Origin of the sequence: Solibaculum intestinale (assembly GCF_040096205.1) — a bacterium.
Lineage (GTDB): Bacteria > Bacillota > Clostridia > Oscillospirales > Acutalibacteraceae > Solibaculum_A > Solibaculum_A intestinale.
Genome location: NZ_JBBMFD010000007.1, coordinates 18,488 through 43,447 on the forward strand (window position 1 = coordinate 18,488; position 24,960 = coordinate 43,447).

The 24,960-nt window shown below is 57.4% G+C and carries 22 protein-coding genes and 2 riboswitches; of the genes, 2 read left to right on the forward strand and 20 right to left on the reverse strand.

Features of this window, described 5'->3' with window-relative positions:
• Positions 1-142 precede the first annotated feature (142 nt).
• Both nrdG and WMO26_RS05775 read left to right on the forward strand, forming a co-directional pair.
• The gene (gene nrdG, locus WMO26_RS05770) at positions 143-682 is read left to right on the forward strand and encodes an anaerobic ribonucleoside-triphosphate reductase activating protein (RefSeq protein WP_349218832.1); all 540 of its coding nucleotides are present in this window, start codon (positions 143-145) and stop codon (positions 680-682) included.
• An 85-nt stretch (positions 683-767) separates the two neighbouring features.
• Positions 768-962, forward strand: a complete 195-nt coding sequence (locus tag WMO26_RS05775) for a ribbon-helix-helix protein, CopG family (protein WP_349218834.1) — start codon at positions 768-770, stop codon at positions 960-962.
• 28 nt (positions 963-990) lie between these two features.
• Here WMO26_RS05775 and WMO26_RS05780 read toward each other — a convergent pair whose 3' ends face one another.
• The 20 genes from WMO26_RS05780 to rpoC form a co-directional block, all read right to left on the reverse strand.
• Entirely contained in the window at positions 991-1,938 is a 948-nt protein-coding gene (locus tag WMO26_RS05780; protein WP_349218835.1) for a transketolase family protein, read from the reverse strand.
• Complete coding sequence (locus tag WMO26_RS05785) at positions 1,931-2,785, reverse strand: transketolase (RefSeq protein ID WP_349218837.1); 855 nt, start codon at positions 2,783-2,785, stop codon at positions 1,931-1,933. Before WMO26_RS05785 ends, WMO26_RS05780 begins: the two co-directional genes overlap by 8 nt.
• A 121-nt stretch (positions 2,786-2,906) precedes the next feature.
• A complete protein-coding gene (locus WMO26_RS05790; protein ID WP_349218839.1) occupies positions 2,907-3,728 on the reverse strand; it encodes a Cof-type HAD-IIB family hydrolase in 822 nt (273 codons plus the stop codon).
• A 103-nt stretch (positions 3,729-3,831) separates the two neighbouring features.
• Positions 3,832-4,746 (reverse strand): RluA family pseudouridine synthase, encoded by a 915-nt coding sequence (locus WMO26_RS05795; protein ID WP_349218840.1) that lies wholly within the window; start codon positions 4,744-4,746, stop codon positions 3,832-3,834.
• Positions 4,718-5,236, reverse strand: coding sequence for a signal peptidase II (gene lspA, locus WMO26_RS05800; protein ID WP_349218842.1), 519 nt, complete (start codon positions 5,234-5,236; stop codon positions 4,718-4,720). The genes WMO26_RS05795 and lspA overlap by 29 nt, the downstream gene beginning before the upstream one ends.
• A gap of 95 nt (positions 5,237-5,331) precedes the next feature.
• Positions 5,332-8,136, reverse strand: coding sequence for an isoleucine--tRNA ligase (gene ileS, locus WMO26_RS05805; RefSeq protein ID WP_349218844.1), 2,805 nt, complete (start codon positions 8,134-8,136; stop codon positions 5,332-5,334).
• A gap of 71 nt (positions 8,137-8,207) precedes the next feature.
• A complete protein-coding gene (locus WMO26_RS05810) occupies positions 8,208-8,810 on the reverse strand; it encodes a DivIVA domain-containing protein (RefSeq protein WP_349218846.1) in 603 nt (200 codons plus the stop codon).
• 56 nt (positions 8,811-8,866) lie between these two features.
• The gene (locus tag WMO26_RS05815; RefSeq protein ID WP_349218847.1) at positions 8,867-9,628 is read right to left on the reverse strand and encodes a YlmH family RNA-binding protein; all 762 of its coding nucleotides are present in this window, start codon (positions 9,626-9,628) and stop codon (positions 8,867-8,869) included.
• Positions 9,629-9,655: 27 nt separating this feature from the next.
• Entirely contained in the window at positions 9,656-10,108 is a 453-nt protein-coding gene (locus WMO26_RS05820; protein WP_349218848.1) for a cell division protein SepF, read from the reverse strand.
• Positions 10,109-10,143: 35 nt separating this feature from the next.
• Complete coding sequence (locus WMO26_RS05825) at positions 10,144-10,881, reverse strand: YggS family pyridoxal phosphate-dependent enzyme (protein WP_349218849.1); 738 nt, start codon at positions 10,879-10,881, stop codon at positions 10,144-10,146.
• Positions 10,859-12,076: a biotin/lipoyl attachment domain-containing protein gene (locus tag WMO26_RS05830; RefSeq protein ID WP_349218851.1), complete on the reverse strand. Its 1,218-nt coding sequence runs from the start codon at positions 12,074-12,076 to the stop codon at positions 10,859-10,861. Before WMO26_RS05830 ends, WMO26_RS05825 begins: the two co-directional genes overlap by 23 nt.
• 50 nt (positions 12,077-12,126) lie before the next feature.
• Positions 12,127-13,089: a tRNA (adenosine(37)-N6)-dimethylallyltransferase MiaA gene (miaA, locus tag WMO26_RS05835; RefSeq protein ID WP_349218853.1), complete on the reverse strand. Its 963-nt coding sequence runs from the start codon at positions 13,087-13,089 to the stop codon at positions 12,127-12,129.
• Positions 13,086-13,529 carry a YrvL family regulatory protein gene (locus WMO26_RS05840; RefSeq protein ID WP_349218854.1) on the reverse strand — a complete coding sequence of 148 codons (444 nt, stop codon included), beginning with the start codon at positions 13,527-13,529 and terminating at the stop codon, positions 13,086-13,088. The genes miaA and WMO26_RS05840 overlap by 4 nt, the downstream gene beginning before the upstream one ends.
• 308 nt (positions 13,530-13,837) lie before the next feature.
• Positions 13,838-15,025: a methionine adenosyltransferase gene (gene metK, locus WMO26_RS05845; protein ID WP_349218855.1), complete on the reverse strand. Its 1,188-nt coding sequence runs from the start codon at positions 15,023-15,025 to the stop codon at positions 13,838-13,840.
• Between the two features lie 132 nt (positions 15,026-15,157).
• Positions 15,158-15,262, reverse strand: a riboswitch (SAM riboswitch).
• 80 nt (positions 15,263-15,342) lie between these two features.
• A complete protein-coding gene (locus WMO26_RS05850) occupies positions 15,343-15,909 on the reverse strand; it encodes an ECF transporter S component (RefSeq protein ID WP_349218856.1) in 567 nt (188 codons plus the stop codon).
• Between the two features lie 106 nt (positions 15,910-16,015).
• Positions 16,016-16,160: riboswitch (FMN riboswitch) on the reverse strand.
• 408 nt (positions 16,161-16,568) lie between these two features.
• Positions 16,569-17,771 (reverse strand): elongation factor Tu, encoded by a 1,203-nt coding sequence (tuf, locus tag WMO26_RS05855; RefSeq protein ID WP_349218858.1) that lies wholly within the window; start codon positions 17,769-17,771, stop codon positions 16,569-16,571.
• A 134-nt stretch (positions 17,772-17,905) separates the two neighbouring features.
• A complete protein-coding gene (gene fusA, locus WMO26_RS05860; RefSeq protein WP_349218859.1) occupies positions 17,906-19,990 on the reverse strand; it encodes an elongation factor G in 2,085 nt (694 codons plus the stop codon).
• A 108-nt stretch (positions 19,991-20,098) separates the two neighbouring features.
• Entirely contained in the window at positions 20,099-20,569 is a 471-nt protein-coding gene (gene rpsG, locus WMO26_RS05865) for a 30S ribosomal protein S7 (protein WP_349218861.1), read from the reverse strand.
• Between the two features lie 168 nt (positions 20,570-20,737).
• Positions 20,738-21,166, reverse strand: a complete 429-nt coding sequence (gene rpsL, locus WMO26_RS05870; protein ID WP_349218862.1) for a 30S ribosomal protein S12 — start codon at positions 21,164-21,166, stop codon at positions 20,738-20,740.
• A gap of 235 nt (positions 21,167-21,401) precedes the next feature.
• On the reverse strand, positions 21,402-24,947 hold the full coding sequence (gene rpoC, locus WMO26_RS05875; protein WP_349218863.1) for a DNA-directed RNA polymerase subunit beta': 3,546 nt from the start codon (positions 24,945-24,947) through the stop codon (positions 21,402-21,404).
• Positions 24,948-24,960: the final 13 nt, after the last annotated feature.

The window sequence follows — 24,960 nt, forward strand, 5'->3', positions numbered from 1 at the left end:
TTCTTTTTTCGCTGCGAAAAGGGGCGGCTGATTGGGCCGTTAAGATAAGAAGGGAAAGGCGGGCAGGAGGACTCTCCTGCCCGCCTTATGGCGTAAAAAAACTGGACGGCGTGACCGTCCAGGACGCAAAGGAGCAATCAAAATGCAGACGCTGGAAGAAACGCCGCTGCGGCTGGCGGGGGTGATCCGGGAGTCCATTGTGGACGGGCCGGGCATCCGCATGGTGGTGTTCGCCCAAGGGTGCCCTCACCGCTGCAAGGGCTGCCACAACCCCGAAACCCACGACCCGGCGGGCGGGTATGGCTCCACGGTGGGAAACCTGTTGCGGGAGGCGAAGAAAAACCCGCTTCTAAAGGGTCTGACCCTGTCGGGCGGGGACCCGTTTTTCCAGGCAGAAGGGTTTGCCAGGCTGGCGAAGGCCGCCCACGAGGCGGGGTACGACATCATCACCTACACGGGCTACACCTTTGAGGAGCTCCTGGCCGGGTTTGAGACTCACGAAGGCTGGGAGGCCCTTTTGCGGGAAACGGACATTCTGGTGGACGGGAAGTTCGTTCTGGAGGAACGCAGCCTGTCTTTGCAGTTTCGCGGGAGCAGGAACCAGCGGGTCATCGACGTGCCCGCTTCGCTTGAGGCGGGAAAGGCAATCGAACGGGAGTGGGAAGAAAAATACGCTCTATAAGAGCGTATTTGCTGTCTATAATCTAGCAGACGATCGGCGGATTTTCCTTTATACTGGTATCATTGCAGCAAAAGGAGGGTTTTCTGTGTCGGAATCATTTCTGATTACATCCAAACCGAAGGGAAAGAACGTCGGCATCAGCATTCGCATCAGTCAAGAACTGGACGAGAGACTACAATGTTTAGCAAAGCAACACAGAATGTCACGAAATGCAGTCATTCGATTGGCACTGGAATATGCTCTTGAGCACCTAGACGAAGAAAAAGAGGCTGACGCATAAATACGCGTCAGCCTCTTTGCAACTATTTTTATTTCTTCAGAGCAATGGCCTGCTTCGCCTGGGCGGCGATCTTCTGGGCCGTCAGGCCGAAGTACTCGAGCACCTCCAGCGCCGGAGCGGACTTGCCGAAGGTATCCTCCACGCCGTTGCGGATGACCGGCGTCGGGCAGGCCTCCGAAAGCACCTCGCATACCGCGCTGCCGAGGCCGCCGATGATGTTGTGCTCCTCGGTGGTGACGATGGCGCCGGTTTCCTGGGCCGCCTTGATGATGATCTCCTTATCGATGGGCTTGATGGTGTGGATGTTGATCAGGCGAGCGGAAATGCCGTCGTTGGCCAGAAGCTCTCTGGCCTTGATGGCTTCGCCTACCATCAAGCCGGTAGCTACGATGGTCACGTCGTTGCCCTCGGCCAGCTGCACGCCCTTGCCGATCTGGAAATCATAGTTTTCGTCAAACAAAGTCGGCACCGCCAAGCGGCCAAAGCGCATGTAAACCGGGCCGTCAAACTCCGCCGCTGCAAACACCGCCTTGCGGGCTTCCACGTCATCGGCGGGGTTGATAATAGTCATGCCGGGGATGGTGCGCATTAGGCCGATGTCCTCACAGCACTGGTGGGTCGCCCCGTCCTCGCCTACCGAGAGGCCGGCATGGGTGGCGCCGATCTTCACCGGCAGGTGGGTGTAACCCACGGCGTTGCGCACCTGCTCAAAGGCGCGGCCGGCGGCAAACATCGCAAAGGAGCTGGCAAACACCAGCTTGCCCGCTGCGGCTAAACCCGCTGCCAGGGAAATCATATTGCCTTCCGCGATGCCGCAGTCAAAAAAGCGGTCGGGGTAGGCCTTCTTAAAGCCGCCGGTCTTGGTGGCGGCGGCCAGGTCTGCGTCCAAAACGACCAGATTCGGGTTTTTCGCACCCAGTTCCACAAGGGCCGCGCCGTAGCTGTCGCGCGTTGCCTTCTTCACCACATCAGCCATTGACCTGCACCTCCAATGCGGCGAGCGCGTCGCCGAGTTCTTTCATCCCGATGTCGTACTGCTCCTGCTTAGGCGCGGAGCCGTGCCAGGAGACGTTGTTCTCCATATAAGAGACGCCCTTGCCCTTGACGGTCTTGGCGACGATCATGGTGGGCTTGCCCTTGACGGTCTTGGCCTCCGCCAGGGCCTTTTCGATCTGGTCAAAATCATGGCCGTCGATCTCGATCACGTGCCAGCCGAAGGCGGCGAACTTCTCGGGGATCGGATAAGGGGAGTTGACCTCCTCCACGGTGCCGTCGATCTGCAAATTGTTGTTGTCCACAAAGCCCACCAGATTGTCAAGCTTCTTGGCGGCGGCGAACATACAGGCCTCCCAAACCTGGCCTTCCTGGATTTCGCCGTCGCCCAGAACCGTGTAGACGCGGAAATCCTTCTTGTCCAGTTTGCCGGCCAGCGCCATGCCCACGGCGGCGGAGATACCCTGGCCCAGAGAGCCGGAGGACATGTCCACCCCCGGGGTACCCTTCATGTCCGGGTGGCCCTGGAGGTTGGAGCTTAATTTACGCAGGGTGGAAAGGTGCTCCACCGGGAAATAGCCCCGGTGAGCCAGCACCGAGTAAAGCGCCGGCGCGCAATGGCCCTTCGAAAGGACAAAACGATCCCGGTCGGCCCACTTAGGGTTCTTCGGGTCGATGTTCATTTCCTCAAAGTAGAGATAGGTCAAATAGTCGGCAATGGAAAGGGAGCCGCCGGGATGGCCGGACTTGGCGTTGTAAACGCCTTCCAGGATGCCCATCCGGACGCGGGTCGCCGTAACGGCAAGCTGTGTTTTTTTTGCATCGTCCATGGTTACGCATTCCTCCTAAGTAATATATGTGCGGCGGGCGCGGGCTGTAGAAAGCCTCGGACTGCCGCAGCGTTCAAAAAGCGGGAAACCCTCCGCCTCAGAAAAACGCCGTTCCCTTCTTCTACGCGCTTTGTGAGACGAGCCCTCTGAGATAGGAAACCGCTCCCGCGATGGCGCCCTCGTTATTCGAGCACACCACCACGTCAGCCAGCTTCTTGATGTCATCGGGGGCGTTTTGGGGCGTGATCCCAATGCCGCCCGCTTTTATGAATCCCAAGTCATTATAATAATCGCCGATTGCGACGGTTTTGTCAAGTGAAATCCCCAGTTTTGCGGCCAGGGCATGGAGAGCCGCGCCCTTGTGAGCGCCCTTGGGGATCATCTCATAAAAGATTTTCGCCGAGCGCATGTACTCGACCTCCCGGTAGGGAACCTTTTCGCAGAAATCAATGATTTCCTGCAGGTGTTCCGGCGGGAGCTCATAGAGAACCTTGTGCCACACGTTAGGAAGCTCCTCCATGGTACAGAAAACCGCGTCGATGTTCTCATACTTGAGGTGCTCGTGGGTGGTGGCGTTTGCTCTCAGGACGTACAGCTCCCGCCCGGAGCTGATTTCCACCCCCACGTGAGGCATATGGTCCAAGACCGCCTGCACAAGGCCTCGTGCCTCTTCGGGCAAAGGCGCGTCCCAGGGAATGGTGTTCGTGCGGTAGTCGTACATGAGGCTGCCGTTTGTCACGATGACCGGGGCGTTGACCGCCAGCTTCTCCACATACTGCTGGGCGGAGCTGACCGTCCGGCCGGTGGCGATGGTGAAAAGGCCGCCGCCATCCACAAATTCCTGCACTGCGTCGATGTTCTTCTGGGAGATGACGCCCTGGTCGTTTAAAAGGGTGCCGTCCAGGTCGGACGCCAGTAAAAATCCTTCGAATGGTTTTTGCATAGAATGGTTCTCTTTGCCGCTGCCGCCGGCGGCCAGGTTCTGCGAAAAATTCGCCCGCCTCTCGGCAAAATTCAGGCAGGCGCCACATTGGCATTTCCCTCTCCTATAAGGGAGACAGGGTATGCAAAAAGCCGGTGAAATACCCGGGCAGTTCGCTTTCAAACCGCATGGCCTCTCCGGTGCGCGGATGTACAAAGCCCAGCACCTTTGCGTGCAGGCACTGGCCGCACAGCCGCTCGATGACCTTTTTGGGGCCGTAAACCGGGTCCCCCGCCACCGGATGGCCCAGATAAGCCATGTGCACCCGGATTTGATGGGTGCGCCCGGTTTCCAGCCGCAGACGCAGATGGGTGAAACCCTGGTACCGGGCCAGGACCCGGAAATGCGTGACCGCTTCCCGGCCGCCCTTGACCACCGCCATGCGCTTTCGTTCCACCGGATGCCGTCCGATGGGGACGGATACAGTGCCCTCGTCCTCCTTTACGTTGCCGTAAACCACCGCTTCGTATTCCCGGGTAAAGGAATGAATCTGAATCTGCGCGGCCAGGGACTGATGGGCAAAATCGTTCTTCGCCACCATCAAAAGGCCGCTGGTGTCCTTATCGATGCGGTGGACGATACCGGGGCGGAGCACCCCGTTGATGCCGGAAAGGCCGTCCCTGCAGTGAAACAGCAGGGCGTTGACTAACGTACCGTCCGGATTGCCGGGAGCCGGGTGGACCACCATACCCTTGGGCTTGTTGACTACCAGCAGGTCCTTGTCCTCGTAAACGATGTCGAGAGGGATGTTCTCCGGCTCGGCGGACAGTTCCACTGGGTCTGGTACCGTTATCTCCACTGGCCGGCCTTCCTGCACCCGCAGGTTCTTCCCGGCAGGTTTCCCCGCCACTGTCAAAAGCCCCTGGGCCGTCAGCTTCTGGACAGCAGAGCGGGTCAGGTCCGGCAGCCGGGCGGCCACAAACACGTCCAGCCTTTGGCCGTCCTCTTCTCTATTTGGAATCAGCGTGTGTTTCTCCACCGTTTTCTCCTTCTGGGATACTGGGCGCTTTGCGCCACCGAATGGCATCGGGCACGAACAGGATGGACAGAATCAGCCAGATACAGCCCACCACCACGCAGACGTCCGCAAAGTTAAAGACGGCAAAGTCAATGAGCTTAAAGTAGAACATGTCCACCACATAGCCGTGCCAAATCCGGTCGATCAGGTTGCCCACACCGCCGGCCAATGCCAGAATGATAGGGGTTCGCACCAGCCAGCTTTTGGCCCGGCCGGAAAAAAGCAGCCAGATGGCCGCGATCACCACCGCAATGGTCAGTACAATAAAAATCCAGCGTTGGTCCTGCAAAATGCCGAAGGCGGCCCCTCGGTTTTCCACATAGGAAAACTCGAACACGCCTTCGATCACCGGGATGTTTCCCACCGCCGCCAGCGTCTGGGAAGCCCACAGCTTAATAAGCTGGTCAATTCCCACCAGCAGGGCCACCGCCGCAATTACAATCAGGGGCATACGAACGCTCCTTTCCCCGCTTTACGCAAGGGTATTTCATAAACACAGGGACGGCGCGCCGGGAGAATCCCCCAGCGCACCGTGACCGAAATTCGTTATTCTGCTTTCAGGATAGCCGCGCAGCGAGCGCACAGGGTCGGATGCTCCGAATCGCTGCCCACCGATTCTTCATAGGTCCAGCAGCGTTCGCACTTTTCGCCGTCCGCTTTCTCCACCGTGACGAACAGGCCGTCCACCTCTTCGCCCTTAAAGCCGCCGGCGCTTCCCTTTTGCACCTGCACCTTGGAAACGATGAACACCGCCGGAAGTTCTTTTTCCACCGAGCGGACGAAGTCGTATAATTCCCCGTCACAGGTCAACGTCACCTTCGCTTCCAGTGACGCGCCGATTACCTTGCTGCTACGTGCCAGTTCCAATGCTTTCTTCACATCCTCCCGGATGGCGTGGATCTTCGTCCAGCGGGAGAGGAACTCCTCGTCGTGGACAAGGCCGGAAACCTTCGGGAAGTCATTGAAGATAGCGGCTTCCTTGTCGGCAGAGGCATCGTGAGGCATGGCCTGCCAGATTTCCTCGGCCGTGAAGGCCAAAATCGGGGTGAGCATCCGGGTCATGGCGTCGAGCACCCGATAGATCACCGTCTGGGCCGCCCGGCGGGAGGGGCTGTCGATCTTCTCTACATAAAGCCGGTCCTTGATCACATCCAGGTAGAAGTTGGACAGGTCGATGACGCAGAAATTCTGCACCGCATGGGAAATCCGGTGGAACTCGTAGGAATCGTACGCGTCTCTGACCACGCCGATCAGCTCATCGAGACGCATGAGCGCCCAGCGGTCGATGGGTTCAAGAGCGCTGTCCGCCACCGCGTCCTTATCCGGGTCAAAGTCGCCCAGGTTGCCCAGAATGAACCGGGCGGTGTTGCGGATTTTGCGGTAGGCTTCGGAAAGCTGGCTTAAAATATCCGGCGAAATGCGCACGTCCACCTGATAGTCGGAAGACGCTACCCACAACCGCAGGATATCCGCGCCGTATTTTTCGATGATCTCAGAGGGCAGAATGCCGTTTCCGAGAGATTTGCTCATCTTCTCTCCTTTGCCGTCCACCACCCAGCCGTGGGTAAGCACCGCCTTATAGGGCGCCTTGCCACGCCAGGCCACCGAGGTCAGCAAAGAGGACTGGAACCAGCCGCGGTACTGGTCCGCGCCTTCCAGGTAAAGGTCCGCCGGCCACTGCAGATAGTCTCTCGCGTCGCAGACGGCCGCATGGGAAACGCCCGAATCAAACCAGACGTCCATGATGTCTTTTTCTTTTTCAAAGTTCTTGGAGCCGCATTCCGGACAGACAAAGCCTTCGGGCAGGAAATCCGCCGCGTCTCTCACAAACCAGCTGTCCGACCCTTCCATACGGAAGACGGAAGCGATTTTTTCAATGCTCTCCTTGGTGACGATGGGCTTGCCGCAGTCCTTACAATACAAAATCGGTATGGGCACGCCCCACTTGCGCTGCCGGGAAATACACCAGTCGGCCCGGTCACGCACCATGGAGGTAATCCGGTCCTGGCCCCAGGCGGGGGTCCAGGTGACCTCCTCGATGGCCTTGACCGCCTGTTCCTTAAACTGTTCCACCGAGCAGAACCACTGTTCGGTCGCCCGGAACAGCACCGGCTTTTTGCACCGCCAGCAATGGGGATAATCGTGGTGGATTTTTTCCATCGCAAAAAGAGCGCCTCTTTGCTCCAGCTCCGCGGCGATGGCCTTGTTGGCCTCGTCGGTGGAAAGGCCGGCGAACGGCTCGCCCGCTTCCTTGGTCATGCGGCCCTTGCTGTCCACTGGGACCACAATGGGAAGCTGGGGATAGTTCTTTTTGCATACGTCGTAGTCTTCCACGCCGTGGCCCGGCGCCGTATGTACACAGCCGGTACCCGATTCCAGGGTGACATGATCGCCCAGGATGACCAGGGACTCCCGATCCAAAAACGGATGCTGGGTCACCACATATTCGAGCTCTCTGCCCGGCAGAGTACCCACCACTTCATATTCTTCTATGCCCGCCGCCTTCATGGCGTTCTTATATAGCTCCTCGGCCATAATCAGGTATTCATCCCCGGTTTTGATGACCGCATAGGTAAAGTCCGGTCCTAAGCAGATGGCCACATTTGCCGGAATGGTCCAGGTAGTGGTAGTCCAAATAACCACCGAAGTCTTCGCCGGGTCTACTCCCATGGCGGAGAGTTTGCCTTTGTCGTCCTTGACGGCGAACTTCACATAAATGGAATAGCACGGATCGTTTGCATACTCGATCTCCGCCTCCGCCAACGCCGTCTCGCAGTCCGGGCACCAGTAAACCGGCTTTAAGCCCTTATAGATGTAGCCCTTGAGCGCCATCTCGCCGAACAGTTCGATCTGCTTGGCCTCGTATTCCGGCACCAGGGTGATATACGGATGGTCCCACTCGCCCAGGACCCCCAGACGCTTGAATTGGTTGCGCTGGTCGTCCAAGTACCCCAAAGCAAACTCCCGGCAGATCTTGCGAAGCTCCACCGGCGAAATGGTAGTGGAGTTCTCCACACCCGCCTTTTTGCGCGCCTTGAGCTCGGTGGGCAGGCCGTGGGTGTCCCACCCGGGGACATACGGCGCCTGAAAGCCCGCCATGTTCTTATAGCGCACAATCATGTCCTTGAGCGTCTTGTTCATGGCCGTGCCCAGATGAATGTCGCCGTTGGCGTAGGGAGGGCCGTCGTGGAGAACAAAGAGAGGCTTGCCCTCGTTCTTTTTCATCAGCGTTTCATAGCGCCCGCTCTTTTCCCACTCTTCGAGCATCGCAGGTTCCTTCTTCGGAAGACCTGCGCGCATGGAAAAGTCGGTCTTGGGCAAATTTAGGGTCTTGTTGTAGTCCTGAGGCATTACGGTTTTCGCTCCTTTATTGGATGGCAGGGAAATCTTCCTTTCTCCTGCGCAAACAGATTCTACTCTCCTTAATAGGATTCGTTTTTCATCCCGTCGGGATCGTGGAGATCGGCCTCGGAACCCGATTTTTCCTCAGGCGCCTGCGCCTGGGTATCCGGTTCCGCTTCCCCGGCCTCTTCCTTGGGTGCTTCCTCGTCGGGCAGAGAGGAAATCAGCTCAATGTGCTCCCGGTAAATGGAGATGAGCCGCGCCTTAAAGCCGCTGACCTCCTGGCGGAGGTTCGCTAGCTGCTCCTTTTCCCGCTCGATTTGGCGGTTGGTATCGCCGATGATGGCATCCGCCTGCACGGTAGCCTCCTTCATAATTTCCTGCACCTGGGCCTGGGCGTCCCCCTTGATTTTATCCGCCTCGGCATTGGCCTGGTCCAGCACTTCCTTGGCGGTCTTCTTGGCGGAGACCATGATTTCGCGTATTTCATCGCTCTCGCTGCGGTACTCCTCAATCTTGGCCGCCAGCACCTGCAGCTTCTGAATCAGCTCCTGGTTGTCCTTAAACAGCTTCTCGCAGGTTTCCAAAACCTCTTCCCGAAACACATCCACATCGTCCGACTTGTAGCCACCGAAGGTGGAACGCCCGATAGCGTAATCCCGAATCTGTGCAATGGTAAGCATGGTATCTTCCTCCCTTGCCTTCTGATCAAAATCCGGCATAGCGCCGGAAAAACCTCTTATAAATACTGCTCCGCCTTCAGACGAAGCCGACCCTTTTTGGTAAGTGGTCCCACCTGGGTGATTTGAAACCGGCCGCTTCCCCGGACCGACAGGGTATCCCCTTCCTTTACCGTCCCGCTGACCGCAGTAACCGGCAGATGATTGACCGCAACGAGCCCCGCTGCAATCCGCCGGGCGGCTTCCTCCCGGGAAACCCGGCAGACGGACGCCACCACCGCGTCCAGCCGCGGGGAAGCAACCGTATCGGTAAGCTCCTTGGTTCCCTTTCCTTGCGGGAGCCCGTCGGGCAAACCCTCGATGAGCTGCACGCCCACGCCCCCGACCTTTTCCATCTGGTTCAAAACAAAGGGGACGATCTCTTTGAGTAAAAACAAAACAGCCAGCCCTTCGCCTACCAGTATGTCCCCCACGCAGTCCCGCCGGATACCCTGGGCCATCAGCGTGCCTAGGAAATCCCGGTGGGTCAGGGTATCCCTCGGGCGGTAACGCACCGTTAGGGGGACAACGGGAAAGAAATCTTCCTCTGGGTAAATTTCCCATGGAAAGATGCCAAGAACCACCCGCAGGGCGCCCTCATAGCCGCCGAACAGGTGGGCCTGTACCTCATGCTCCCGGCGGATCGCCGCCGACGCGACCGCCGCCTGCCTTTCGTCCAGAAAGCCGACGAAGCACGGCTTTGTCCGTTTGGCACAAAGCCGCGCCGCGTCGGTTACACGGGCCAAAAGCAATTCATCTGTGTTGTTCTCTGTTCGCCGCAAACGAAACCTCCAAAAGGCCGTCAGCCTTTAGAAATAGACGCCGTTGCTCTCCAGCTCGTCGAGCAGGTCGCCCATGATCCCTACGTTATAGGGGGTAATGATAAACGTATTGGTGGACACCCGTTTGATCTGACCGTTGTTGGCGTAGGCTACGCCACTCAAAAAGTCGATCAGGCGGCGGGCAACCTCCTTATTGGTGGCTTCCAGGTTGAGCACCACCGTGCGCTTGGAATTGAGATGGTCGGCAATGGAGGAAGCGTCGTCAAACCGCTCGGGCTTGACCAGCACCACCTGAAGCTGGGCGGTGGCATGGATGTTGACCACCTTGTTGCCGCGCTTTGCTTCGGTCACCGTTTCCCGGTGGGGTTCCTCGGGCTTGGTGACGAACTCGTCCAGGTCCTCAGGGGTATCCTCATAATCGTCGTCGTACTCTTCGTCCGGCGCGCCCATAATATTGCGAAACTTGTCCATGAATCCCATGCTGTCTGCCTCCTGTCGTTTCCTTTGTTCTATCGTTATTTTGAATACGTTCGATGTCCAAAAAGAGCCGTTCCCGGCCGGATGTAGTTAGCGCCCTCCAGGATCGCTTCCTCATAATCCGCCGACATGCCCATGGACAAAAAGTCCATGGAAATATTATCGGATGTTTTGTCCTTTCTGTCAAGGAACAGTTGGGTCATCTGCGAAAAATATTGACGTACTTCCCCTGCGGTTTCACAAATCGGCGGAATCGCCATCAGGCCGCGCACCCGCACCGCCTGCATTTCGCCGATTTTTCCCAATAGCTCATCCAACGCCTCCGGCAGAACGCCGCCTTTGTTTTCCTCCCGCCCGATGTTTACCTCCACCAAGCAGTCGGTCACCACGTCCTTTTGCACGCTTACCCGGTTGATTTCCTGGGCCAGGTGAGCGCTGTCCACCGACTGGATCATCTCCACCAGGCCGATGACCTTGCGCACCTTGTTGGTTTGCAGAGTGCCGATGATCTGGGCTTTGCAGTTGGACAGATCCAACTGGTCGTACTTTTCCAAAAATTCCTGCACCCGGTTTTCCCCGATATGGGTCATGCCGCAGTGGATAGCGTGGTTGATGATCTCCACCGGCACCGTCTTGGTCACGGCGAGAATGGTAATATCCTCCGGCGCACGGCCCGACCTGACTGCCGCCTCGCCTACCTTTTCTTTTAGTACCCGGATGTTTTCCTCCACCCGGCGAAAGACTGCTTCCCGTTCATCGTTGGACAACCTTTCCATCGGCTAGCTCCTTTCCCGAAACAATGATCTCATCGTAAAGTTCCAGCGTTCCGGCGCCTCCGTCGGAACGTACGATCATATAGGTATCCGCCGTATAAACCGGCTCGATGGTAACAAAATGAGCGGTGATCCCTTCCAGGATGTAGACCCCCATCTTCCCGTCCACAAAGTGCACGGCGTTCGTGTCCACCCGCAGGCCGGAGATGGTGCGAAAACGCAGGGTAACCGGCTGCTTTCGGAAGGTGGACAGGTCCGCGGAAATCGTGTTGGCCCGCAGCACTACCGCCGACTGGCCGTTTTGCGCGGGACTGATGGAAAGCACCGTGACGGGAATTTCCGTGGTGGTAAGGCTCGGCACCTGCATCACCAAAGTAGTTCCAGCCGTCAAGGTCTGAACCCGTTCCTCGGGCAGAAGGCAGAGATAGTACCAGTCGGAATCCTCGGCCACCTTCCCGATGGCGTTCCCGTTCCCGGCGGAACGCTGCGTGGCAATCAGGTTTCCGATCTCTTCTGTCGTCATAGAGGTAAGGGTGGACAGATCGGTCAGGTTTTCATAGCCGTCCACTTCTGAAAAGAAAAAGCCCGCCTGAGTCGTGGTGATCGTCTGGGCTTCTCCGGAAAACTTGGAAGAAAGCGAGTCGAGCTGCGCCGTCAAATCAGAAATACGTTCGTTGAAATTCTCCGCCTTCCCGGTAATCAGCTGACGGCGGTTTAATAGATTCAAAAGCTGCTCCTTGGATTCCTCCAGGGCAGAATACTGCCCGCTGTCCGCCTGGCCGATGACCGAAAGCAACCGTTCCTTGATCTGCTTATCGATGTTCTCCACCGTGATGACGCCTTTGCCGGTGGAATTCTGAATGTCCTTAAGTTCTTTGATTTCCCGCTCGAGCCGTTCGGCGGTGGAACGGGCATGAGCCTCCTGGGCGCTGTTGTAGACATAGGCCACCGTTCCGTCCACTGGAACGTGTCCCCCGTCCTCCACCGCGTAGGAGATTTCCCCGGAGCCCGTGAAAGAAAGCACCGTTTCCTCCCGCAGAGCGAGGCCTTCCACCGTAATGGTATCTTCCATCTCCATGGAGAGGGCGGTCTCCACCCCGACTTTCGAGCTGTTGGCGCTGTAAATCTGAAAGACGATGTACACGCACAAAAGCAGGGCGGCAAGGCCCAGCAAAACCCTCGGTATCACCTTTCCCATTCTGCGAAAGCCCGCCTCCTTTCCCCTTCGTTGGGGGCTGTCCCGTTTTGTTATACTTGTTGGTTATTATAGCATAGCAGGCCCTGCATTTCCACCCATTTTGCCGCCTCATCGGCAATTGCCTGAAAATTCCTCTCATCATCCAAATACAGCCAGTGTACCCATTGCTCCCGTTTAAACCAAGTCATCTGCCGTTTGGCATACCTCCTGGTTTCCATCTTCAGCTTGTCCGCTGCCTGGGTGAGCGAACATTCCCCTTCGAAATAAGGAAACAGTTCCTTATAACCGATGGCCTGCAGCGCCGTCTTCCCGCCGCTCCGGTATATCTCCCGAGCTTCTTCGCACAGTCCGTTTTCCAGCATCTCGTCCACCCGGCGGTCGATTCGTTCGTAGAGCAAGGCCCGATTCCGGAAGGCGAGACCCACCACAGCGGGATGATAGGGAGACGGCTTTGCCCTGGCTTCCTGCTGCTGGCGGGACATGGGTACCCCCGTCAGCCGGTACACCTCGATGGCCCGAATAATTCTCCCCAGATTGTTGGGATGCAAAGCGGATGCAGAAGAAGGGTCAAAGCTGCGAAGCTCCTCTAAAAGCCCTTCCCCGCCCTCCTTTTCGGCTCGCTTTTGCAGCTCCTCGCGAAGGGCAGGGTCGCTTTGCAGCGGAGCGAACTGGATGTGGTTGAGAAGGGAGGAGATATATAGCCCGGTGCCGCCCACTAAAATGGGCAGCTTTCCCCGCCCGGTGATCTCCGCGATCTTCTCCCGGGCCAAATCGCACCAGGCCGCCACGGAGAACGCCTCACCGGGGTCGAGAAAATCCAGCAGGTGATGGGGGACTCCCTCCATCTCCTCTTGGGTGGGCTTTGCTGTCCCTACCGTCATACCTTTGTATACCTGCATGGAATCAGCCGAGATCACTTCCCCGTCCAGCCGCTTGGCCAGCGCGACCCCCAGACGGGTTTTTCCGGACGCGGTGGGACCCACCACCCCGGCCACCAGGATTTTCTCTCTCATCCGCTGGTTCCTCCCTGCGTTTTATCCGGACCCGGCTTGCCCCAGTGCTGCGCCACCAGCTGGATAATACAAAACAGCAGGGCAAACAGGAAAATGGTGGCTTCCTTTACGGCAATGCCGCCGATGAACAAGTCCAGCATCTCCAGAAGCAGCATGCTGGTCAGCACGTCCAGAACACCGAACCACAGGCATTTCACCAGAAAGGTACGGATCAGGCCCATTCGCCAAAGTGTGCGTACCAATGCCTGGATGAACACGGAAATAGGCAGGCCAAAGAGCACGAAGCAGCCGAAATACAAAAGCACGGAGGGAAAGCTGGTATAGGTATAGCCCAGCAGGTGAAAAACGCCGATTCCAAGAACCGTTACCACCGCGATTAATACCACCAGCAGCAAAAATATCAGCAGCACCGTCGGCAGCCATTGCCTTATTCGTTTCATCCCGATCCCTCCCCTCTCGCATTTTCCTTGTCTTTTATGGACCAAAATTGTTTGTCCTTATATAAAATCAATCTGTTTCTTGCAATGCGCAAAGTTTTCCTCTTATGTTTTACCAATCCCTGCTCTCCAGCGGGGAAATTCGTTGGGGGCTTTCCATCTGCTGCGCATCCAGCGTCTCTCTGAAAGCCGCTCTGCCGGACAAGTCTTCTCACCGATCATGAAAAAGAAACAGGGAAAACAACATGGTTTTCCCTGTTTCTTATTATAAAGCCGACGGGCTTCCCTGTCAATCCGTCTTCCTGTGACAATTACCGGCCTAGGGCCGCTTTCAGGGCATCCACCCGGTCGGTGCGCTCCCAGCGTACATCCAGATCCTCCCGGCCCATATGGCCGAAGGCGGCCAGCTTGCGGTAGATGGGGCGGCGCAGGTCCAGATCGCGGATGATGGCGGCCGGGCGCAGGTCAAACACCTGTTCCACCGCCTGCTCGAGCTGTTCGTCGGACACTACGCCGGTGCCGAAGGTATCCACCAGAACGGACACTGGAGAAGCCACCCCGATGGCGTATGCCAGCTGGATTTCACACTTCTTCGCAAGGCCGGCGGCTACGATGTTCTTGGCTACCCAGCGGGCCGCATATGCAGCCGAGCGATCCACCTTAGTGGGGTCCTTCCCGGAGAAGGCGCCGCCGCCGTGGCGGGCGTATCCGCCGTAGGTATCCACAATGATCTTGCGGCCGGTGAGGCCCGCGTCCCCGTTGGGACCGCCGGTGACAAAGCGGCCGGTGGGATTGATGAAGTACCGGGTATCCCCGTCCAACAGCTCCTTGGGCAGAACCGGTTCGATCACGTTGGCCACAACGTCCTTGCGAATCTGCTCAAGGGTCACGTCCGGATCGTGCTGGGCGGAGACCACCACCGTGTCCACCCGAACCGGGCGGTCGTCCTCGTATTCGACGGTGACCTGGGTCTTGCCGTCGGGGCGCAGGTAGGTAAGGGTTCCGTCACGGCGCACATCGGAAAGCCGCTTGGCAAGCCGGTGGGCCAGGGAAATGGGAAGGGGCATCAGCTCCTTGGTTTCGTCGCAGGCATAACCGAACATCATGCCCTGGTCGCCCGCACCAATGCGGTCGTCGTCCCCGGTCTGGCCCTCCTCGCGCACTTCAATGGCGGCGTTTACCCCCTGGGCAATATCGCCCGACTGCTCGTCGATGGCAGTAAGCACCGCGCAGGTATTGCCGTCAAAACCGCAGTCGCTGCTTTGGTATCCGGTTTCGTTGACTACCTCGCGCACCAGCTTGGGGATATCCACGTAGCAGTTGGTGGAGATCTCGCCATACACCAGCACCATCCCGGTCACTGCCGACGTTTCGCAGGCTACGCGCGCCATAGGATCCTTCGCGAGCATGGCGTCCAGGATGGCGTCTGAAATCTGGTCGCAAAGCTTATCCGGATGCCCCTCAGTCACCGATTCGGACGTAAATAATTTTCTGCTCATTGCTGTACCTCCCATATATGTTTCCTTGGTAAACCGCACTTAGTCTACCCCATTCGTCTCTCGGCTTTCTTACGAAAAACCGTCGTTTTTCTGACAACAAAAAAGCGTCCGCCATAAACCAGCGGACGCATTTCCTCATCTTTCGGTTTATAACCGCAGGATTTGGCACCTTTCCGTTTCAACACGGAGGTTGCCGGGCTTCACCGGGCCTGTTCCCTCAGCCGCTCTTGATAAGTCGTATTCAATTGTTTCGACAGTATAGCACAAATAGCCGTCCCTGTCAATGCATCTGCATTGGAAATGCCGGTTTCATCGGATTACCGCGTCTTGCCTTCCCGCAGCTGGCGGATGTACCCGGCCAAAGGCAATGTAATGAGGAAAGCGATGGCGGAATTGACGGAGGAAATGATAAGGTTGAACGGAATGATGAAGGGAAGCAGCGCGTCTCGGACCACCTCATAGGGATTTCCATAGAAATGCACGGTGAAAATCAGGTTGAGCGGTACCATCAGCGCCGTCCTCGCCAGGCATCCGATCACTAGGCCAACCGCCAGCCAGCCGGTCTTGGGCTTCCACCGGTAGAACAGCCCTGCCGCCAGCACCATCGCCCCGGAAGCACAGAAATGCATCACCAGGCCTACCCAGCCGTCGGGGCTTAACAGGAACGCCTGGATGGTGCTGACCACCAGCAGAATGCACAGGCCCGCCGCCGGCCCGTAGATGATGGTTCCGATGAGCACCGGGACGTCCGCCATGTCGTACACTAGGTAAGGCGCGCCGGGGAACAGCGGGAACCGGATGAGCAGGACCAGAACCACCGACAAAGCGCAGAGCATAGCCATCACGGAAATTTTAGTCACATTGGATTTGGTTGCCGTTTGCATTGTTACCACTCCTTACATTAGAAGGAGCCGTCTTGCCTGAGATTGGAAAGCAAAAACCCCGCGGAAATGTTCCGCGGGGCGCAAAGACGCTTTTCTACAAAGAAAGCGCCGCTTCTTCCATCCGGACTATACCGTCGGCCCCGGAATCCAACCGGAGTCAACCGCGCCGTAAACGGCGCCGCTCGCGGGCTTGTCGGCAACCTTGCCGCATTACCGCCGGTGGGGAATCACACCCCGCCCCGAAGACAGCTTCTTTTATTATTTATTATAATAGCACCCACGTGAACCCCTGTCAAGAACCCGGCCTGTCCTTTTCCGACTGTTTCTGCATCTGCGGCTACCCGGATGTCCGTTTTCCGTACGCCAACACGTCCGAAAGCATGCTGCTCAGACCCGGTATGGACAGCAGCGGGCTCCATCATGAAGCAGGACATTCTTTCTGCACGTTTTCAGATCCGACATGGTGGGATATCCCTATCCTCGGTGCCCGGATAGACGGTATCCATGTTTCACTGGGCCTGCCAGTCTCCTTCCCTGTTCTCATTGCGCCTACTGCCAGGACCCGTATATTCTTCAATAGGCCAAGTGTGTGCCGTCCTTTTCTATCAGCACAAAAAAGGAGCTGTCTCTAATGAGACAGCTCCCTGCACAAACGAAACTTATTCGTTGATGGCGGTAACAACGCCGGAACCAACGGTACGGCCGCCTTCACGGATAGCGAAGCGCAGACCTTCCTCGATGGCGATGGGGGTGATCAGTTCCACGTCCATGTCCACGTTGTCGCCGGGCATGCACATCTCAACACCCTCGGGCAGAGAGATGACGCCGGTCACGTCGGTGGTACGGAAATAGAACTGAGGACGGTAGTTGTTGAAGAAGGGGGTGTGACGGCCGCCTTCATCCTTGGTCAGAACGTAAACCTGGCCCTTGAACTTGGTATGCGGATGGATGGAACCGGGCTTCGCCAGAACCTGGCCGCGCTCGATTTCATTTCTCTGGATACCGCGCAGCAGAGCACCGATGTTGTCGCCAGCCTCGGCATAGTCGAGGAGCTTGCGGAACATTTCGATACCAGTAACAACCGTCTTGCGGCTTTCGTCAGCCAGACCGACGATTTCGACTTCTTCCTGGAGCTTGAGCTGGCCTCTCTCCACTCTGCCGGTGGCAACGGTGCCGCGGCCAGTGATAGTGAAGACGTCCTCAACCGGCATCAGGAAGGGCAGGTCGGCCTTACGTTCCGGAGTCGGAATGTACTCGTCGACCGCATCCATCAGCTCGTGAATGCACTTGTATTCGGGAGCATTGGGATCCTTGGAGGTAGACTCCAGGGCCACCAGAGCGGAACCCTTGATGATCGGGGTGTCGTCGCCCGGGAACTCGTATTCGTTGAGGATGTCGCGGATCTCCATCTCGACAAGCTCAAGCAGCTCAGGATCGTCAACCTGATCGACCTTGTTCATGAACACAACGATGTAGGGAACGCCCACCTGACGGGAGAGCAGGATGTGCTCACGGGTCTGAGGCATCGGGCCGTCCGCAGCGGACACGACCAGGATCGCGCCGTCCATCTGAGCAGCACCGGTGATCATGTTCTTAACATAGTCGGCATGGCCGGGGCAGTCGACGTGCGCATAGTGGCGCTTGTCGGTCTGATACTCAACGTGAGCGGTGTTGATGGTGATACCACGCTCTCTCTCTTCCGGCGCCTTATCGATGTTGGCGTAATCGACGAAATCCGCATCGCCCTCGAGGTTGAGAACCTTGGTGATCGCCGCAGTAAGAGTAGTCTTACCATGGTCAACGTGGCCGATGGTACCGATGTTTACATGGGGCTTGCTTCTTTCGAACTTTGCCTTTGCCATTGGAATATCCTCCTTTTATATACGCTTTCTTTTCTCCGTTCAATTGGTCCGGGATAATAACCCCATTCTACCAATGAATGCATCAAAATTCAAGCATTTTTTGTAATTCTGCCAAAAATGGTGAGAAAGAAACCTTAGTCTTCCTTCTTCACACGGCTGGCAATGATTTTGTCCGCCACAGACTTCGGAATTTCGCTGTAGTGGCTGGGCTCCATGGAATACTGGCCGCGTCCCTGGGTCTTCGAACGCATGTCGGTCGCGTAGCCGAACATTTCGGACAGCGGAACGAATGCGTTGATCTGCTGGCCGCCGGGGATGGCGTCCATGCCCTGCATCTGGCCGCGGCGGGAGTTGATGTCGCCGATGACATCGCCCATGTATTCCTCCGGAACAATGACGACCACCTTCATCACCGGTTCCAAGAGAACCGGATCCGCCTTGCGCATGGCCTCCTTGAAGGCCATGGAACCGGCGATCTTAAACGCCATTTCCGAGGAGTCCACTTCGTGATAGGAGCCGTCGTACAGCGTTACCTTCACGTCGACTACCGGGTAGCCGGCGAGCACGCCGGAAAGCATTGCGCCCTGAATACCCTGGTCAACCGCCGGGATGTATTCCTTCGGGATCGCGCCGCCCACGATGGCGTTGATGAACTCATAGCCCTTGCCGGACTCGTTGGGTTCGATCTTGATCTTGACGTGGCCGTATTGGCCCTTACCGCCGGACTGGCGGGCGTATTTGTGATCCACATCCGCCATCTTGCGGATGGTTTCCTTGTACGCAACCTGGGGCTTGCCCACATTGGCTTCCACCTTGAACTCACGCAGCAGGCGGTCGACAATGATCTCCAGATGAAGCTCGCCCATACCCGCGATGATGGTCTGGCCGGTTTCCTCGTCGGTGTAAGCTCTGAAGGTGGGGTCTTCTTCCGCGAGCTTGGAGAGGGCAATGCCCATCTTCTCCTGGCCGGCCTTGGTTTTCGGCTCAATGGCCACGCGGATAACCGGATCCGGGAACTCCATGGACTCGAGAATGATCGGATGATCCTCGTCGCACAGGGTGTCGCCGGTGGTGGTGTTCTTTAAGCCCACCGCCGCGGCAATGTCGCCCGCGTAAACGGTTTCGATATCCTGCCGGTGATTGGAATGCATCTGCAGAATGCGGCCCATACGCTCGTGGTTGCCCTTGGTGGAGTTGTACACACCGGAACCCGCGTTGATGGTGCCGGAGTAAACGCGGAAGAAACACAGCTTACCCACATAGGGGTCGGTGGCGATCTTAAAGGCCAGCGCAGAGAAGGGCTCCGTATCCGACGAATGCCGTACATCCTCTTCCTCGGTATCGGGGTTGACGCCCTTGATAGCCGGAACGTCGATGGGAGAGGGCATATAGTCGATGATGGCGTCCAAAAGCTTCTGCACGCCTTTGTTGCGGTAAGAGGTACCGCAGGTGACCGGCACCATGGTATTGGCAATGGTGGACTTGCGGATACAGGCCTTGATCTCGTCGATGGTGAGCTCCTCGCCGCCCAGATACTTCTCCAGCAGCGCATCGTCCTGCTCGGCCACATGGTCGATCAGTTCGGCGTGATACTTGTCCGCCAGCTCCTTCATGTCGTCCGGAATGTCCTTCACTTCGATGTTGGTGCCCAGGTCGTTGGTATAGTAGTACGCCTTCATTTCAATCAGGTCGATCAGGCCCTGGAAGGAATCCTCCGAGCCGATCGGGATCTGGATCGGAAGGGCGTTACACTTGAGCCGGTCCTTCATCATCTGCACCACACGGTAGAAGTCGGCGCCCATGATGTCCATTTTGTTGACGTACGCCATGCGCGGAACCATATACTTGTCCGCCTGGCGCCAAACGGTTTCCGACTGGGGTTCGACGCCGCCCTTGGCGCAGAACACGGTGACCGAACCGTCAAGCACGCGCAGAGAGCGCTCTACTTCAACAGTAAAGTCCACGTGGCCGGGGGTATCGATAATATTGACTCTATGGTTTTTCCAGAAGCAAGTGGTTGCAGCGGAGGTAATGGTGATGCCTCTCTCCTGCTCCTGCTCCATCCAGTCCATCGTCGCCGCGCCTTCGTGCGTTTCACCAATTTTATGGGTTTTACCCGTATAAAAGAGTATGCGCTCGGTTGTGGTCGTTTTACCGGCATCGATGTGAGCCATTATGCCAATATTGCGCGTCATTTCAAGAGATACCTGTCTTGGCATATTGTCCTCCTTTTTCTTGTCGGTTCAGCCCATACTCTAAACAGTTAAGCAGATCACGAGGCTGAACTGGGCTTACCAAAGCCAATGAAACATACAAACTTGCGCCGATTACCATCTGTAATGGGCAAAAGCACGGTTGGCTTCCGCCATCTTGTGGGTATCGTCGCGCTTTTTCGCTGCGCCGCCGTTTCCGTTGAGCGCATCTAAGATTTCACCGGCCAGACGCTCGCGCATGGTGCGCTCAGAGCGGGCACGGGAATAGGTGGTCAGCCAGCGCAGACCTAAGGTCTGACGGCGATCGGGGCGCACCTCGATCGGAACCTGGTAGGTGGCGCCGCCCACGCGGCGGGCCTTGACCTCCAGAAGCGGCATAATGTTCTCGAGCGATGCCTCAAACACTTCCAGCGGGTCTTTGCCCGTCTTCTCCTGGATGATCTCGAACGCGTCGTAGACGATCTTCTGGGCGACACCCTTCTTACCGTCGTACATAATGTTGTTGATCAAACGGGTGACGATTTTGGAATTGTAAAGCGGATCAGGCAAAACGTCACGTTTTGCAATGGAACCTCTTCTCGGCACTTCGCTTCCCTCCTTCACATAAAATGAATTCATTGGTACTCGAAAGCGACAAACTTCCGCGGGCTCAAGCAAAAGGCGTCCATACATCTATATAAAAACGTATAAAAACGGCTTTCGCATTGGCAAATTAAGCTGTCAATGTAGCTTTTCACACGGGTATTCGTCTGATTACTTCTTGGCGGCTCCCGCCTTGGGACGCTTCGCGCCGTACTTGGAACGGGCCTGCATTCTCTTGGCGACGCCCTGGGCATCCAGCGTACCGCGGATGACATGGTAACGTACACCAGGAAGGTCCTTGACACGGCCGCCGCGCAGCAGAACCACGCTATGCTCCTGCAGGTTGTGGCCCACGCCCGGGATGTAGCCCCACACTTCGATGGAGTTACTCAGACGCACTCTCGCCACCTTACGCAGCGCAGAGTTCGGCTTCTTCGGGGTCATGGTCTTGACCGTCGTGCAAACGCCTCGTTTTTGCGGAGAAGATTGATCGGTCTGCGCCTGCTTCTTGGAGTTATACCCCTTCTGCAATGCCGGAGACTTGCTCTTTTTCTCCACCGTTTCCCTGCCCTTACGGACTAACTGATTGAATGTCGGCAATGTGACACCCCCTTAAATAATACTGTATATGATGCGTTTGTAAAAACGCCGCATACCGAACGAAAAAATATGGTCAAACGTTTCAAAAGGAATTTTCTTTCAACCATTCCAAAACCTGCAGACACCGCAAAAGCGGCGATTTTCCTAAGAAAACACGGGAAAATTGCCGATTTTTTTACGGATTTGCAGGTTCGCCGGGCGCAGGTTCCCCCACGCCCGACGATTTGTTATTATATCACACCGCTGAATCGCTTGTCAATACTTCGTCCGCCTTCTCAATTTCAATATCGGTGTAGCATTTCATGCCCGTGCCGGCCGGAACCAGCTTGCCGATGATGACGTTTTCCTTCAGGCCCAGCAGCGGGTCCACCTTGCCCTTGATGGCGGCGTCGGTGAGCACGCGGGTGGTTTCCTGGAAGGAAGCGGCCGACAGGAAGGATTCGGTAGCCAAAGACGCTTTGGTGATACCCAGAAGCACCGGTTGGCAGGTGGCCTCCGAAAGGCCCTCCTCGCCCGCGGCGATGCGCGCGCGGATGGCGGCGTTCTCCGCCAGGTATTCCGACTTCTCCACCATCGCGCCCGGGAAGAGGCTCGTAGAGCCCGCATCTTCCACCCGGACCTTGCGCATCATCTGCCGGACGATGACTTCAATGTGCTTGTCGTTGATTTCAACGCCCTGCAGCCGGTAAACGCGCTGGACTTCCTGGATGATATATTCGTGCACCGCCTCGGTGCCGGAGATGGCCAGCACGTCGTGGGGGTTAACCGAGCCCTCGGTGATCATTTCGCCGGCCTTGACCACGTCGCCCTCCTGCACCCGCAGACGAGAGCCGAAGGGGATCAGGTAAGCCTTCTCATCCTTGGTCTCGTGGTTGGTCACCACCACGTGGCGGTTCTTCTTGATTTCCTGGAATCGGACCACGCCGTCGATTTCGCTGATGATGGCCAGATGCTTGGGCTTGCGGCCTTCGAACAGCTCCTCAACGCGGGGAAGACCCTGCGTGATGTCCTCAGCATTGGCGATACCGCCGGTATGGAAGGTACGCATGGTCAGCTGGGTGCCCGGCTCACCGATGGACTGGGCCGCGATGATACCCACCGCTTCGCCCACCGTAACCGGTTCGCCGGTAGCCAGGTTGGAGCCGTAGCACTTGACGCAGACCCCGTGGCGGGATTCGCAGGTGAGGAGCGAGCGCACCTTGATGCGCTTGACGCCGGCGTTCACAATGATGGCCGCGTCCTTGTCGTTCATCATCTTATCCCTGGAAACCAGCACCTCGCCGGTCGCCTCGTCTACAAAGTCCTCAGCTAAATACCGGCCCACCAGACGGGTTCCCAGCGGTTCGATGACGCTCTTGCCGTCCATGATGTCGAAGACCTCGATGCCCTCGTGGGTGCCGCAGTCCTCCTCCCGGATGATCACATCCTGGGACACGTCCACCAGGCGGCGGGTCAGGTAACCAGAGTCCGCAGTACGAAGAGCGGTGTCGGCCAGGCCCTTTCTGGCGCCGCGGGAGGCGATGAAGTATTCGAGTACGTTGAGGCCCTCGCGGTAGTTGGCGCGGATCGGAACCTCGATGACCTTACCGGAGGTGTTGGCGATCAGGCCGCGCATACCAGCGAGCTGACGAATCTGGCTGATGGAACCACGGGCGCCGGAGTCAGCCATCATGGCGATGGGGTTGTTAACCGTATCCAGATGGGATTCCAGGGCAGCAGTAACCTTGTTGGTGGCCGCGTTCCAGATATCGGTGACCATGTGGGAACGTTCCTCGTTGGAGATGAGACCACGGCGGAACTTTTTGACCACCGTGTCGATCTGCGCCTCGGAATCGGCGATGATCTGCTTTTTCTCCTCGGGAATGGTGGCGTCCACCACGGCCACGGTCAAAGCGCCCTTGGTGGAATACTTAAAGCCCTGGGCCTTGACCTTATCGAGCACGTCGGCGGTAATCGGCGTGCCGTGGACCTTGATGCACCGGTCGATAATCTGGCCGAGCTGCTTTTTCTTAACAAGGAAGTTGATCTCCAGCTCCAGCATGGATTCCGGGGTGGAGCGCTCCACATAGCCCAAGTCCTGGGGAATGGGATCGTTGAAGATGATGCGGCCCACGGTGGCGTTGATGATGCCGGTATAGGGCTTGCCATCCACTTCCACAGTGCGGCGCACCTTAATGGGAGCATGCAGACCCACCACGCCTTCCTGATAGGCCATGAGCGCTTCATTAAAGTCACGGAAAATCTTGCCCTCGCCCTTTTCGCCGGGCTTTTCCAGGGTCAGATAGTAGGAACCGAGCACCATGTCCTGGGTCGGGACGGTAACAGGCCGTCCGTCGGAAGGCTTCAAAAGGTTGTTTGCCGCCAGCATCAGCGTTCTCGCCTCGGCCTGAGCCTCGGCGGACAGGGGCACGTGCACGGCCATCTGGTCGCCGTCGAAGTCGGCGTTATAGGCGGTACAGGCCAGCGGATGCAGCTTTAAAGCGCGGCCTTCCACCAGCACCGGCTCAAAGGCCTGGATGCCCAGGCGGTGCAGGGTGGGAGCGCGATTTAAGAGAACCGGATGGTCCTTGATGACGGTTTCCAGCGCGTCCCACACTTCCCCGCGGGCGCGCTCCACCATCTTGCGGGCGGACTTAATGTTGCCGGCGGCGCCAGTCTCCACCAGCCGCTTCATGACAAAGGGCTTAAACAGCTCAATGGCCATTTCCTTGGGCAGGCCGCACTGGTACATTTTCAGCTCCGGCCCGACCACGATAACCGACCGACCCGAGTAGTCCACGCGCTTGCCTAACAGGTTCTGGCGGAAGCGGCCCTGCTTGCCCTTAAGCATGTCGGACAGGGATTTTAAGGGGCGGTTGTTGGGCCCGGTCACCGGACGGCCGCGGCGGCCGTTGTCGATGAGGGCATCCACCGCTTCCTGGAGCATGCGCTTTTCGTTGCGCACAATGATATCCGGCGCGCCCAGCTCCAGCAGCCGCTTTAAGCGGTTGTTGCGGTTGATGACGCGGCGGTAAAGATCGTTTAAGTCGGAGGTGGCGAAACGGCCGCCGTCCAGCTGAACCATAGGACGGATGTCCGGCGGGATGACCGGCACCACGTCGAGGATCATCCATTCCGGGCGGTTACCGGACACGCGGAAGGCCTCCACGACCTCCAGGCGCTTTAAGATACGCACCTTCTTCTGGCCGGAAGCGTTCTCCAGCTCCTCCTTAAGCTCCTGGGAAAGAGTTTCCAGGTTGATGTCTGAAAGAAGCTTCTTGATGGATTCCGCGCCCATGCCCGCGTCAAAGTCATCCTCGTAACGCTCGCGCATGTCCCGGTATTCCTTTTCGGTGAGCAGCTGCATCTTCTCCAGGGGCGTCGTGCCCGGATCGGTCACGATGTAGGAGGCGAAGTACAGCACCTTCTCCAGAAGGCGGGGGGAAATATCCAAAAGCAAGCCCATCCGTGACGGGATGCCTTTAAAATACCAGATGTGGGAAACCGGAGCCGCCAGTTCAATGTGGCCCATGCGCTCTCTTCTGACCTTCGCGCGGGTCACCTCAACGCCGCAGCGGTCGCAGATCTTGCCCTTGAAGCGGATGCGCTTATACTTGCCGCAGTGGCACTCCCAGTCCTTGGTCGGGCCAAAAATGCGTTCGCAGAACAGGCCGTCGCGCTCGGGTTTCAGGGTACGGTAATTGATGGTTTCCGGCTTCTTGACCTCTCCGTGGGACCATTCCCGAATCTGCTCCGGAGAAGCCAGGCCGATTTTAATTGATTCGAACACGTTAAATTCCATGATACGACCCCTT

Excerpts from the sequence above, each read along its gene's own strand:
- nrdG (WP_349218832.1), top strand. The coding sequence starts at position 143 with ATGCAGACGCTGGAAGAAACGCCGCTGCGGCTGGCGGGGGTGATCCGG.
- WMO26_RS05780 (WP_349218835.1), bottom strand. The coding sequence starts at position 1,938 with ATGGCTGATGTGGTGAAGAAGGCAACGCGCGACAGCTACGGCGCGGCC.
- WMO26_RS05785 (WP_349218837.1), bottom strand. The coding sequence starts at position 2,785 with ATGGACGATGCAAAAAAAACACAGCTTGCCGTTACGGCGACCCGCGTC.
- WMO26_RS05790 (WP_349218839.1), bottom strand. The coding sequence starts at position 3,728 with ATGCAAAAACCATTCGAAGGATTTTTACTGGCGTCCGACCTGGACGGC.
- lspA (WP_349218842.1), bottom strand. The coding sequence starts at position 5,236 with ATGCCCCTGATTGTAATTGCGGCGGTGGCCCTGCTGGTGGGAATTGAC.
- ileS (WP_349218844.1), bottom strand. The coding sequence starts at position 8,136 with ATGCCTCAGGACTACAACAAGACCCTAAATTTGCCCAAGACCGACTTT.
- WMO26_RS05810 (WP_349218846.1), bottom strand. The coding sequence starts at position 8,810 with ATGCTTACCATTGCACAGATTCGGGATTACGCTATCGGGCGTTCCACC.
- WMO26_RS05820 (WP_349218848.1), bottom strand. The coding sequence starts at position 10,108 with ATGGGATTCATGGACAAGTTTCGCAATATTATGGGCGCGCCGGACGAA.
- WMO26_RS05825 (WP_349218849.1), bottom strand. The coding sequence starts at position 10,881 with ATGGAAAGGTTGTCCAACGATGAACGGGAAGCAGTCTTTCGCCGGGTG.
- WMO26_RS05830 (WP_349218851.1), bottom strand. The coding sequence starts at position 12,076 with ATGGGAAAGGTGATACCGAGGGTTTTGCTGGGCCTTGCCGCCCTGCTT.
- miaA (WP_349218853.1), bottom strand. The coding sequence starts at position 13,089 with ATGAGAGAGAAAATCCTGGTGGCCGGGGTGGTGGGTCCCACCGCGTCC.
- WMO26_RS05840 (WP_349218854.1), bottom strand. The coding sequence starts at position 13,529 with ATGAAACGAATAAGGCAATGGCTGCCGACGGTGCTGCTGATATTTTTG.
- metK (WP_349218855.1), bottom strand. The coding sequence starts at position 15,025 with ATGAGCAGAAAATTATTTACGTCCGAATCGGTGACTGAGGGGCATCCG.
- WMO26_RS05850 (WP_349218856.1), bottom strand. The coding sequence starts at position 15,909 with ATGCAAACGGCAACCAAATCCAATGTGACTAAAATTTCCGTGATGGCT.
- tuf (WP_349218858.1), bottom strand. The coding sequence starts at position 17,771 with ATGGCAAAGGCAAAGTTCGAAAGAAGCAAGCCCCATGTAAACATCGGT.
- fusA (WP_349218859.1), bottom strand. The coding sequence starts at position 19,990 with ATGCCAAGACAGGTATCTCTTGAAATGACGCGCAATATTGGCATAATG.
- rpoC (WP_349218863.1), bottom strand. The coding sequence starts at position 24,947 with ATGGAATTTAACGTGTTCGAATCAATTAAAATCGGCCTGGCTTCTCCG.